11 protein-coding genes are annotated in these 11,594 nt (G+C 47.2%); 8 read left to right on the top strand and 3 right to left on the bottom strand.

What is annotated here, in order from left to right; all coding sequences use genetic code 11:
* Window positions 1-68: 68 nt before the first annotated feature.
* The 4 genes from cbiB to EPO18_RS01735 all read left to right on the top strand — a co-directional run bounded on the left by cbiB (window position 69) and on the right by EPO18_RS01735 (window position 3,009).
* Window positions 69-965 (top strand): adenosylcobinamide-phosphate synthase CbiB, encoded by an 897-nt coding sequence (gene cbiB, locus EPO18_RS01720; RefSeq protein WP_292429638.1) that lies wholly within the window; start codon window positions 69-71, stop codon window positions 963-965.
* The gene (locus EPO18_RS01725) at window positions 962-1,459 is read left to right on the top strand and encodes a bifunctional adenosylcobinamide kinase/adenosylcobinamide-phosphate guanylyltransferase (protein WP_292429641.1); all 498 of its coding nucleotides are present in this window, start codon (window positions 962-964) and stop codon (window positions 1,457-1,459) included. The genes cbiB and EPO18_RS01725 overlap by 4 nt, the downstream gene beginning before the upstream one ends.
* A gap of 57 nt (window positions 1,460-1,516) precedes the next feature.
* Window positions 1,517-2,542, top strand: coding sequence for a lytic murein transglycosylase (locus EPO18_RS01730; protein WP_292429644.1), 1,026 nt, complete (start codon window positions 1,517-1,519; stop codon window positions 2,540-2,542).
* Between the two features lie 209 nt (window positions 2,543-2,751).
* A complete protein-coding gene (locus EPO18_RS01735) occupies window positions 2,752-3,009 on the top strand; it encodes a YcgL domain-containing protein (RefSeq protein WP_292429647.1) in 258 nt (85 codons plus the stop codon).
* Between the two features lie 48 nt (window positions 3,010-3,057).
* On the opposite strand, the gene dcd is transcribed toward EPO18_RS01735, so the two are convergent.
* Together dcd and apbC are read right to left on the bottom strand one after the other, a co-directional pair.
* Complete coding sequence (dcd, locus tag EPO18_RS01740) at window positions 3,058-3,621, bottom strand: dCTP deaminase (protein ID WP_292429650.1); 564 nt, start codon at window positions 3,619-3,621, stop codon at window positions 3,058-3,060.
* A gap of 255 nt (window positions 3,622-3,876) precedes the next feature.
* Window positions 3,877-4,968: an iron-sulfur cluster carrier protein ApbC gene (gene apbC / locus EPO18_RS01745; RefSeq protein WP_292429653.1), complete on the bottom strand. Its 1,092-nt coding sequence runs from the start codon at window positions 4,966-4,968 to the stop codon at window positions 3,877-3,879.
* Between the two features lie 187 nt (window positions 4,969-5,155).
* Between apbC and metG the strand changes: the two genes are divergently transcribed.
* Both metG and rsxB read left to right on the top strand, forming a co-directional pair.
* Complete coding sequence (gene metG / locus EPO18_RS01750; protein ID WP_292429655.1) at window positions 5,156-7,174, top strand: methionine--tRNA ligase; 2,019 nt, start codon at window positions 5,156-5,158, stop codon at window positions 7,172-7,174.
* 182 nt (window positions 7,175-7,356) lie between these two features.
* A complete protein-coding gene (rsxB, locus tag EPO18_RS01755; RefSeq protein ID WP_292429658.1) occupies window positions 7,357-7,944 on the top strand; it encodes an electron transport complex subunit RsxB in 588 nt (195 codons plus the stop codon).
* Window positions 7,945-8,028: 84 nt separating this feature from the next.
* On the opposite strand, the gene EPO18_RS01760 is transcribed toward rsxB, so the two are convergent.
* Window positions 8,029-8,727, bottom strand: coding sequence for an outer membrane protein (locus EPO18_RS01760; protein WP_292429663.1), 699 nt, complete (start codon window positions 8,725-8,727; stop codon window positions 8,029-8,031).
* Window positions 8,728-9,648: 921 nt separating this feature from the next.
* On the opposite strand from EPO18_RS01760, the gene EPO18_RS01765 reads away from it, so the two are divergent.
* Window positions 9,649-9,822 (top strand): YezD family protein, encoded by a 174-nt coding sequence (locus tag EPO18_RS01765; RefSeq protein WP_292429666.1) that lies wholly within the window; start codon window positions 9,649-9,651, stop codon window positions 9,820-9,822.
* A 114-nt stretch (window positions 9,823-9,936) separates the two neighbouring features.
* On the top strand, window positions 9,937-11,454 hold the full coding sequence (locus EPO18_RS01770; protein WP_292429669.1) for an alginate export family protein: 1,518 nt from the start codon (window positions 9,937-9,939) through the stop codon (window positions 11,452-11,454).
* The last annotated feature ends 140 nt before the right edge of the window (window positions 11,455-11,594 follow it).

The following is an 11,594-nucleotide window of genomic DNA, read 5'->3' on the forward strand; positions in this document are numbered from 1 at the left end:
AAATCCGCGTAAATCCGCCTAATCAGCGTCATCCGCGTTCTATTTTTTCTAACTGCTGAGTAATTACGATGTTTTTCAAATTGGCGGCTTTGGCGTATCTCGTCGATATGGTTTTCGGCGAATTTCCCTGTAAACACCCGATAGTATTGATGGGTGATTTTATCAATGCGTTTGAACGGCGTTTTTACCGCAACCGAATTTTACCGGGCGCGTTATTGGTAATCAGCTTAATCGCATTGGTCTTAGCGATAAGCCTTACTCTGGTTTATCTATGCGGCCTTTTGCCAAGCTGGCTATCGCTGATAGTTTTGGCGATATTTGCCTCCACCGGGCTGGCTATGAACATGCTGCACGAAAGCGTCGCCGCGCTATTGACCGCCGAACACCCGAAACAGGCATTAAGCTATCTGGTCAGCCGCGACACTAAAGACATGACCGAAACCGAAATCTATAAGGCCGGACTGGAAACCTGGGCGGAAAACCTCAGCGACGGCGTTATCGCACCGCTGTTTTACCTATTGCTATTCGGCTTGCCGGGGATTATCGTGTACAAAGCCATCAATACCATGGATTCGATGATCGCCTATAAAACCGGGCGTTATTTATATTTTGGCAAAACGGCGGCCATAGTCGATGATATAGCGAATTACATCCCTGCCCGGCTGACCGCGTTGCTGATTGTTGTGTTGGCTGAAGACAAACAACGCGCTTGGCAATGCTTATTGCGCGACGGCAACAAGCTGGAAAGCCCCAATGCCGGTTTCCCGATTGCGGCAATGGCCGGCGCATTGGGCGTTGCGTTGGGCGGCGATGCCAGTTATCACGGACAGATAAAACACAAACCGGCGCTGGGCTTGCCGATCAATCCGGTCGATAAATTTACATTAGCCAAAGCACTGCAAATGAAAACAGGCATTAACCTAATCGTTCTAACTCTATTGGCAGCAGGAACCTTGATGTCATGAAAACACTGTTTATAGGAGGCATCAAAAGCGGCAAGTCCCGGTTGGCGGAAGCCTATATTTTAGAACGAGCGACAACGGCTAAACCTTATTATCTGGCGACTACAGAGTTCTTTGATGACGAGATGCAGGCGCGAATCCATATCCATCAACAGCGCCGCCAGGACTTGTTTACAACTATTGAAGAGCCCGTCAAGCTGCTGGAAGCATTGCAAAAATGCCCAGGGCCGGTATTGGTCGAGTGCGTATCGATGTGGCTGAACAACCAGCTCTATCACCAAATACCCGAAGCGGACATCTTGCAGGAACTGGAAGCAGTGCTACATTTATCTTGTGACATGGTATTGGTACACAATGAAGTCGGGCTAAGCGTCATTGCCGACAACCGCTTGGCTAGGCAGTTTGTCGATCTGTCCGGCAAAGCTGCGCAATTAATGGGACAACATTGCGAACAGGTATTTTTTTGCAGTGCGGGTTTAAAAATGAAAATGAAATAGACGCTTCTGCATTATCAACCCCGTATCGATTAATATACTAACAACAAGGAGACAACCGTGAACCACACAAGCTATAAGCGTTTATTTAAACTGACTTTGGCGCTAATTCTTACCGGCTGTGCCAACAATCCGTCGGTTAAAACCGACGTCCCCTATCGCAATACCGCTACTAGTAACCCGGATCATGTCCTTGAGTATCAAGCGCAAACCTTAACCGGGATATACGCCAATTCGTTGCCGCTGCAAAATTTTATCCGGCACATGGTGCTTGAACACAGCTTTTCGGAAAGTTATTTAAAAGGCCTGTTTTCTCAGGCCAAGCGTCTGGATTATGTTATTCGCCTGGAAAATACCCCGCAATATCACGGCCCTAAACTGGCTCACCCCAAGTCAGGAGGCTGGACACGTTATCGCCAGCAATTTATCACCGAGACACATATCAATAACGGCGTAGCCTTTTGGAGCAACAATGAGGATTCGATCCAAAAAGCCAGCGTTACTTACGGTGTCGATCCCGAATATATCGTTGCAATTATCGGGGTAGAAACTTTTTTTGGCCGAAATATCGGCAAAACGCGTATTTTCGATGCACTGACTACATTGGCATTCGATACTCAACGGCGTGGCAAATTTTTTATTGCGGAACTGGAAAATTACTTGCTGATGACCCGCGAAGAAGGCCTTGAGCCGCTTCAGCCGGTCGGTTCCTGGGCCGGAGCAATGGGTTTAGGCCAATTTATGCCCAGCAGTTTCCGAACGTTGGCGGTCGATTTCAACAACGACGGGCATCGCAACCTCTGGGATCAGTGCGATGCGATTGGCAGCGTAGCACATTACTTTTCGCGTAACGGTTGGCAAAACAACATGCTGGTCGCGGAACAAACCAAAAGCTATAGCGGCGGATCGATTATTGAGCTGAGCGCAAATAAAGGCAGCGAATACTGGCGCGTCCATCCTAATTTTAAGGTGATCAAAAAATACAATAACAGCGATAAATACGCGATGGCGGTACACCAATTGGCGCAAGCTATTAAACAGCGGCATTCCTCTAATCTGCAACTTACTCGCGTATCAGCCGAATAGCGTTTGATTCAAGCTGCTATAGTTCAACAAAAATTTGCACGTAGGGCGTGCTGTGCGCGCCTTGGGAGCTAAGGCGCGCACAGCACGCCCTACAGCGGATGATTCATATCTAAGAAGTAAGGGGCAGGGAAATTTGAACCTTAAGAAAAAAGTATTCTAGCCAAAAATGATAAAATGGCCGTTTCGATCCATTACCGCGACTAGATACTATGCTGTGTTTTATTTATAAGAGCCTGAAGAAAGAACATCTTTATTTGTATATCGATAAAAAAGACGATTTTTCGAAAGTGCCGGAAGAGCTTTTCAACAGCTTTGGCAAAATAGAGTTTGTGATGGATCTGGAACTGACGCCGGAACGAAAACTGGCCCAAGAAGATGCCGGAAAAGTAATCGAAAGCCTTAAAGTAAAGGGATTTTTTGTGCAGTTGCCGCCGATCCATATGCCTGCGCCGCTAAAAGTTCAATAATTTCAACTCGGCTGAGGGGGCGGCCCTAATAATAGGGCCAGTTAAGTCTTATGCTTTCGGCAGGGTAACGCCTGTTTGTCCCTGGTACTTTCCGCCCCTGTCTTTATAAGACGTTTCGCAAACCTCATCGCTGCCCAAAAACAGCATTTGCGCCACGCCTTCATTGGCATATATTTTTGCAGGCAAGGTCGTAGTATTAGAAAACTCCAGCGTCACATGACCTTCCCATTCGGGTTCCAACGGCGTCACGTTCACAATAATGCCGCAACGGGCATAAGTGGATTTACCCAGGCAAATCGTCAATACATCGCGCGGAATGCGGAAGTATTCAACCGTTCTGGCTAAGGCAAACGAGTTCGGCGGAATAATGCAGACGTCGGACTTAACATTGACAAAGCTGTTTGAATCAAAATCTTTGGGATCGACGATTGCAGAGTTGATATTGGTGAAAATCTTGAATTCGTCTGAGCACCGGACATCGTAGCCGTAACTGGATGTGCCGTAAGAAATAACCCGGCCGCGTTCCGAATCCCTGACTTGGCCGCTTTCAAACGGTTCTATCATGCCCTGCTCCGCCATGCGGCGTATCCATTTGTCCGACTTAATGCTCATGGAGTATTACTACCTGAATTGATTTAAAAAATCAGATTCTAGCATAGAACGTAATTACTCAGCATTTAGAAAAATGGAACGCAGATGCCAAAAGTAGGCGCCTCTAGGCGACGCTGATAATTATGATCAAATAAGATTTCTCATTAGTTATCCGCGCTTATCATATTCATCTGCGTCGCCTAGAGGCGCCTACTTTTGGCATCCGCGTTCCATTGTATTCGATGGCTAAGTAGATTTTTATGGATATCGGTGCAATCAGGTATTTTGCACGACGATCTTGGGGAACTTTGTAGTGAAATCCTTAGCCTTCAACGCCAATATAGCCGCTGTCTTGCGGGCGATTTGCTTGTAAATTTGCGCAGGCCGCCCGTCCGGGTCGGCGACCACGGTCGGTCTGCCGGAATCGGCAAATTGACGGATGTTAATATCCAAAGGCAGGGCGCCAAGAAACTCGATTCTGTTGCGCTCGGCCATCGCCAGCCCGCCGCCCGAACCGAAAATGGCTTCTTCATGACCGCAATTGCTGCAAATATGGATACTCATGTTTTCGACCAAACCCAGCACAGGCACATGGACTTTCTCGAACATACCCAAACCACGCTGAGCGTCAATCAACGCAATATCCTGCGGCGTTGTGACGATAATAGCGCCGCTAACCGGAATCTGCTGCGACAGGGTCAGCTGAATATCGCCGGTGCCGGGCGGCAAGTCGATAATCAGATAGTCCAGGTTATCCCAGTTGGTGTCTTTAAGCAGTTGCTGTAAGGCATTGGTTACCATCGGGCCGCGCCAGATCATGGCTTGGTCGGCCTCGACCAGATAGCCTATAGAATTCGTCTGCACGCCGTAAGCGACTTTAGGCATCATGGTTTTGTTGTCTTTACTTTCAGGAAAACCTGAAAGCCCTAACATCATCGGAATGCTGGGCCCGTAAATATCGGCATCCAGAATGCCGACATTCGCACCTTCAGCGGTCAGGGCCAAGGCCAGATTAACCGCCGTCGTCGATTTGCCGACGCCGCCTTTTCCGGATGCTACCGCGATGATGTTTTTAACGTTGGGCAGCGGTTTTAATGCTTGCTGCACGGCATGGGAAACGATTTTTACGCTGACTTCAACATTGACATTACCAATGCCGGGAAGAGTTTTCAGATGCTCTTCAACATCCGCTTTAAGTTCGTTTATATAACTTTTCGCAGGATAGCCCAACTCCAGCTTGACGCTGACGTTGTTACCGTCAATCGCGATGGCTTTAACCGATTTTGCAGAAACCAGATCGGCTCCATTATTGGGGTCGATAAATGTTTGCAGAAGATCTTCTACAGCCGCTTTTTCGATGCTTGCCATGCCCACGCTCCACAATTGTAATAAATGCGCCTGATCAATAACCAAGCATTGAACTCAAGATATAGGCCATTTTACCGATTTCAACCCGCTATTGCACTTATTAGCTGCCCGAAAATCGCAGCTTGCGTTTGTTTTATGCCATAATAGCCAGCTAATTTTGCCTTCGAATTGCTAGAGCTTTTACACTATGTCAGATAGAAAAATTCTCGTCACCAGCGCACTGCCTTACGCTAACGGCCCCATTCATCTTGGTCATTTGGTTGAATATATTCAAACGGATATTTGGGTGCGTTTTCAAAAACAACGCGGTAACCTTTGCTATTACGTTTGCGCTGATGACACGCATGGCACGCCGATTATGCTCAGGGCCGATCGGGAAGGCATTACCCCGGAACAGCTTATTGCCCAAGTCGCAAAAGAACATTTGGCCGACTTTACCGAATTCAGCGTCGCGTTCGATAATTACCACAGCACGCATTCCGAAGAAAACAAAGCCCTGTCGGCGCTGGTTTACGAGCGTTTACGCGATGCCGGACATATCGCTTCACGCAGCATTACCCAAGCTTACGATCCGGTTAAGAACATGTTCTTGTCCGACCGATTTATCAAAGGCGAATGCCCCAAATGCGGCGCGCTCGATCAATACGGCGACAGCTGCGAAGCGTGCGGCGCAACCTATGCGCCGACCGAACTGAAAAATGCGGTTTCGGCAATTTCAGGCGCAAAACCCGTCGATAAAGACTCGGTACATTATTTCTTCGATCTGGCTAACTTTAGCGACATGCTTCGCGACTGGACGAATGCCGGCCATTTGCAACCCGAAGTCAGCAACAAATTGGCCGAATGGCTGGACGGCGGTTTGCAGCAGTGGGACATAAGCCGCGATGCGCCGTATTTTGGTTTTGAAATCCCCGATGCGCCCGGCAAATACTTTTATGTTTGGCTGGATGCACCGATCGGTTACATGGCCAGCTTTAAAAACCTATGCGACAAACAGGGCTTGGATTTTAACGAGTTCTGGAGCAAAAACAGCGACGCCGAGCTGTACCATTTTATCGGCAAAGACATCATCTATTTCCACGCCTTATTCTGGCCTGCGATGTTGAGCGGAGCGCATTTCCGGACGCCCAGCGCGATTTTCGCGCACGGATTCTTGACCGTGAACGGCGAAAAAATGTCCAAATCGCGCGGCACGTTTATCAAAGCCAGAACTTATCTGGATCATTTGAATCCTGAATACCTGCGCTATTATTTTGCCGCCAAGCTCAGCGCCGGGGTCGATGACATCGATTTGAATTTCGACGATTTCAGCCAACGGGTTAACTCCGATCTGGTCGGCAAAGTGGTCAATATCGCCAGCCGTTGCAGCGGTTTTATCGCCAAACGCTTTGACAATAAGTTGTCCGAGCAAAGTTCGGAACAAGCCTTGTTCCATGAATTCGTTACCGCCAACGCACAAATCGCCGAGTTTTACGAAACGCGCGAATTCGGCAAAGCCATGCGCGAAATCATGGCGCTGGCCGATAAAGCCAACCAATATATCGATGAGAAAAAACCCTGGCTGATCGCCAAGGAAGAAGGCAAAGATCAAGAACTGCACGAAGTCTGCACAATGGGGCTCAACCTGTTCCGCTTACTGGCTGTGTATTTGAAGCCGGTGCTTCCCGTGTTGGCCGGCAATGCGGAAAGCTTTTTAAATATCGATGCGCAAGCTTGGCCGGTTGATGCCAAGCCTTTGTTGAGCCATGCAATCAATGAATTTAAGCCATTGATGACGCGGGTTGAAGCCGATAAAATCGCGGCAATTATTGAAGCGTCCAAAGAAAACCTGGAAAAAACCGCCGAGCCTGTGAAAGCAAAAAAATGCGAGCCGATTGCCGACACCATCGAGTTTGAAGATTTTGCCAAGCTTGATTTGCGTATTGCTAGAATAATCAAAGCCGATCATGTTGAAGGTGCGGATAAATTATTGCAGTTGACCGTGGATATTGGCGACGAAACCCGAAATATATTTGCCGGGATTAAATCCGCCTACAGCCCGGAAGATTTGGAAGGAAAATTGACCCTGGTTATTGCCAATCTTGCGCCGAGAAAAATGCGCTTTGGTATGTCTGAAGGCATGGTGCTCGCCGCAGGTCCCGGCGGCAAGGATATTTGGATTTTGAATCCTGATGAAGGGGCTCAACCTGGGATGCGGGTTAAGTAGTTTCGTTATTGTCTTCATGGCTCTGGTAAATTATTATTAGTTAATAAGTTATTTATTGTGGGCGCGAATAAATTCGCGCCCACAGCATTCAACCATAAATATTTTGCGCTGGTTCCCAAACTCCTGTGTGGAACCATTAATAAATTGCTTGCCTAATCGGCTCTACGAGAATACCCCGGAACATGCCTGTTTCACCTGATGAATCTCCTACCTTGATAGATCAAATAAATGCATTACTGCCGCAAACCCAATGCGGCCAATGCAGCTTCCAAGGCTGCCGTCCTTACGCCGAAGCCATCGCGTCCGGCATTGCGGATATCAACCAATGCCCGCCGGGCGGTGACGAAGGCATACGCGATCTGGCCGCTTTATTAAGTGTCTCTCCCAAGCCGCTGAATACAAAGTTCGGCCAGCACAAGCCGCCAAGCGTTGCATTTATTGTTGAAGAAGATTGTATCGGCTGCACTAAATGTATCGCCGCCTGTCCGGTCGATGCGATATTGGGCGCGTCGAAATTCATGCACACGGTTATTGCTTCGGAATGTACCGGCTGCGAATTATGTATTGTGCCCTGTCCGGTCGATTGCATCGTGATGAAACCCGCACCGCCAAATAATGCCGAAGTGAGCCGAAGGCAAAAATCCGCACAGGCAAAACGGCGCTACGATGCGCGCTCCTTGCGCAAGGAAAAAGAAGAAACGGAAAAAGCAGAGCGTGCGAGAAAGAAAAAACAGGCATTGCTAAAAATGCAATCTGTGAAGAAAATGTAACGGTTGCGGCGGATTGCCTAGCGGCAAATCCACCTTGCAGCATTACGCAGAATCAATCCGGATAGAAGTATTATTCACTGTCGGCTAAAAACGATAGTTAAGGGCCGTGCGAACACTGTGCGTTACCAACTCAATATTCGCAAATCCGTTTGGATCAGTCACTCCAACAACGTTAGAGAGTTTCATCGATAATGGATCGCCATAGTCAGAATAGATGTACTCGGTGCGTAGCGATAGATTCTCGTAAACAGCATATTCCAAGCCACCACCTAAGGCCCAACCAGTTTGAACACTGGTATTTTTTACCCTCTCAAACACTTCATTAGTATATTCGAGCTGAGTATCTGCAAAGCTAACGCCTGCCGTGACGAAAGGTAAAAATTTGTCCAACGCATATCCCATCTTTGCACGGATAGCGCCTTGTAACCTATTCTCAAAAGTGAATTTATCGAATTGAGCAAACTGATTAGTGTTATTAAATTCACTTTTACTGTCCGGGTAAGTAAAATCAAGCTCCCCGCCCAACACAAAGCCAGACGGAAATTGGTAGTTGTAACCGGCCTGCACACCGGGCAGAAAATCGGTATCGTTTATATGCTGATGGTATGGCGTGTTGAGAAAGTTGATGTGGCTGGAATTTAATTGAGCTTCATTGAATATTGCTCCCGCGCTAACTCCCGCATAAAAGCCGGCCCAAGGCGCAGTATTTGTTACAGTCTGAGCTGCAGAAGCGCCGCTTGTAACAATAGCAAGGAAAGCAATTGTTTTAATATCTATCTTCATTGTTTATCTCTGAGTTTTTTCTTGAAATCAGTTTAGCATAACAGGCAGCTTCTGTAAGCAACCTCCTTATTTTATAAGGATTTTTAGCGCCTGAGTTCAGTTGAATATTGAGGAGGGACTGGATCGATACAATGATTGAGGTTTGGTCAAATCATGGTGCGGCGGATGGAGAGCGTAACTGACCCCATCCTATGTTAATGGGGGTTCTGCTGTGGTTTCTTCCTATTCATGCAGAAGAATCATGGAGTACCTCAACCGATCGTCCTTTAACAAAGTCTTTACTCCTGAATATAGTTGAAAAGCACGACGAACGGTTAAGTATTAATTATTACTGTTGAGCTTAATAAACGAAAGGTGGAGAGATAGAAAACCTCAAGCCCCTCGAAAAGTGTTTGCAGACATCCGGTACGTTTTTAGAACGAGGTGCCAATTGAAAACCATGCCCCAAAGTGATTAAGGTCTGGAATAACACCTTGCCAACTTCGATAAATCGAGTTGATCGATCATTTCAACGATGAAATTCGCTAAGTATCCTTACGGCAATCATTCGTCTACGGACAGCAGAAACAGGTATGATTGATTGCAGTCAAACGGTACAAAACGACCCATGGCCTCTTATCCGTAAAGAGGAAACTGATTGTTATCTTACTCTAGGTCAGCTTTAATGAGGATAAGTCCGACAGACTCTTAGCTATCGCAAACACTCTCCCTTCTGTACGTCATCGTTTCCTCATCTTACATATCCACCGTACCAAAAACTTCAAAAATGATTACTTCCTAATCAACCTATCAAATATCATTTAATTAGATATATCCATCTAATAATATCGTTTTATTAAACACGAAATCCTCTCTAAACTTCCTCCCAACATAAACGACCGGTTTTACCTTCGTCACAGTAGTGGCCTTCAGGAGATTTTCATGGCGCTTAAATTGGAAAAAACACACAAAGAACCGCGAATAACTGAAATCGCAAATCAGGTTGCCGATCTGTTACAGGATCTTAAGTTTGGCTCGATTGAAATCATTGTTCATGAAAGCAAAGTTGTACAAATAGAGCGCAAGGAGAAATTGCGCTTCGATAATAAAAAATAACTATAAATTTCCACCGTAAAAAACGGCGAAAACATTACTACAACGAGAAAGGGAGCCGACCGGATCACCGGAAGTTGCTGCGATCAAGAGATAATAAAATTAAGGTGAAAATATATGAAGCGCAATTTCATTAATTCCGCGTCGGCAACCGGGGCTTTGGGCCTGCTGATGTGGTCAGGCTTGGCTAGCGCCGAGGATTACTATGTAGCAACAAGAGGCTATCGCGTCGAGCCGGAACCCGATCCACCGTCTTATGTGCGGAATTTAAGCAAAACCCAATTCGAGCAGTTCCGCGATGTCGAATGGCTGGATGTGGGTTTGGATTTTCGCACCCGCTATGAATACCGTGAAAACGACTTGCGGCGCAGAGTCGATCCTACAACGGGGGCTACGTTAAATACTTTTCGCAACGATCCCGACAATTTATGGTTGTTGCGGACACGAGCCTATGTCGGGGTAAAAGATATTCTCGATCCCTTACGCTTTGCGGTGGAGTTTCAGGACTCCCGCAGCTATAACGGCCTATATGAACGAACCGATTCCGATATTAACGAATTCGAACTAATCCAAGGTTACGGCGAGTTGTATTTCGACAATGCGCTCGGCCATAACCGGCCGTTAAGCATTCGCGCCGGTCGTCAGTCTTTGGAATTGCTGGATCGGCGTCTGATAGGCAACAACCAGTTCCGTAATACCACCAACAACTTCGAGGGTTATCGCGTCCAATTCGGCAAAAAGCAAAACGACTGGCATTTGGATACCTTCGCATTGCAACCGGTTGAGCGCTTGAAATACAACTTCGACCAACCCGATGAAGATACCTGGATTTATGGGGGTGTACTAAGCCTGAGAAAATGGTCGGAATTTATCACTATCCAGCCCTACTTCCTGGGCCGAAAAACTAATGGCGACCCTTATAACCGGGTTGCCGCCAATCGCAAGAACGATATGGATATTTATGCGCCGGGCTTGCGGGTTTACGGTTTATTCGGCAGCAGCGGTTTTGATTTCGATGCCGACATCAACAAACAGTTTGGCCGATTCGGCTACACCAGAACGGGCGTACCGACACAGCTTATGCTTCAGCATGATGCCTTGGCATACTCGCTGGAGCTTGGCTATACCTTCGACCATGACTGGAAACCCAGAGCCAGTTTGTATTACGGCTTCGGTACCGGCGACAAGGATCCTAACAGAAATGCTTCCAGCGGATCGAACGAGCGCTTCGATGCTTTTTACGGCTTCAACCAGCCGTGGTCGCGCAACGATTATTTCTCTTGGGATAACATACATGCACCCAAAGCCAGATTGGAATTCACCCCGTATAAAGACGTCCGTGTCGATACCGGGTATAACGCCTACTGGCTGGAAAGCGAAACCGATGCTTGGAACAGGGCTAACTTAAGAGATGTAACCGGCAAAAGCGGCAGTTTCCTGGGGCACGAATTCGATATTCGTATGCGGCACAAACTCAATCCTTATGCGGAGTGGAGCTTAAGCTATGCCCGCTTTACGCCGGGTGACTTTACCACGTCTCAGGCGAGAGTAAACGGCCCCTTTACCACAGAACCCAGCAACTTCTTCTATTTCGAAGTATCGCTGAATGCGTTTGGCGACGGTAAACCCAAGTAAAGGATTGCAAAGGCAAAACGTTCCTTCTGCCTGATCCTCTCTTGCTCCGGCATGCGGAGGATCAGGCCAACGCTGTTAATAAATAGTTATAGAGTCCGGAATGATTTTTTAAACCGGTACATATCTATTTTTTAGATATT

This window comes from Methylobacter sp., assembly GCF_004322395.1.
Taxonomy (GTDB): domain Bacteria; phylum Pseudomonadota; class Gammaproteobacteria; order Methylococcales; family Methylomonadaceae; genus Methylobacter_A.

Bases quoted from the DNA above. Each gene is read 5' to 3' on its own strand.
- EPO18_RS01765 (WP_292429666.1), top strand. From the start codon at position 9,649: ATGGCGCTTAAATTGGAAAAAACACACAAAGAACCGCGAATAACTGAA.
- EPO18_RS01770 (WP_292429669.1), top strand. From the start codon at position 9,937: ATGAAGCGCAATTTCATTAATTCCGCGTCGGCAACCGGGGCTTTGGGC.
- metG (WP_292429655.1), top strand. From the start codon at position 5,156: ATGTCAGATAGAAAAATTCTCGTCACCAGCGCACTGCCTTACGCTAAC.
- cbiB (WP_292429638.1), top strand. From the start codon at position 69: ATGTTTTTCAAATTGGCGGCTTTGGCGTATCTCGTCGATATGGTTTTC.
- rsxB (WP_292429658.1), top strand. From the start codon at position 7,357: ATGCCTGTTTCACCTGATGAATCTCCTACCTTGATAGATCAAATAAAT.
- EPO18_RS01725 (WP_292429641.1), top strand. From the start codon at position 962: ATGAAAACACTGTTTATAGGAGGCATCAAAAGCGGCAAGTCCCGGTTG.
- EPO18_RS01735 (WP_292429647.1), top strand. From the start codon at position 2,752: ATGCTGTGTTTTATTTATAAGAGCCTGAAGAAAGAACATCTTTATTTG.
- dcd (WP_292429650.1), bottom strand. From the start codon at position 3,621: ATGAGCATTAAGTCGGACAAATGGATACGCCGCATGGCGGAGCAGGGC.
- apbC (WP_292429653.1), bottom strand. From the start codon at position 4,968: ATGGCAAGCATCGAAAAAGCGGCTGTAGAAGATCTTCTGCAAACATTT.
- EPO18_RS01760 (WP_292429663.1), bottom strand. From the start codon at position 8,727: ATGAAGATAGATATTAAAACAATTGCTTTCCTTGCTATTGTTACAAGC.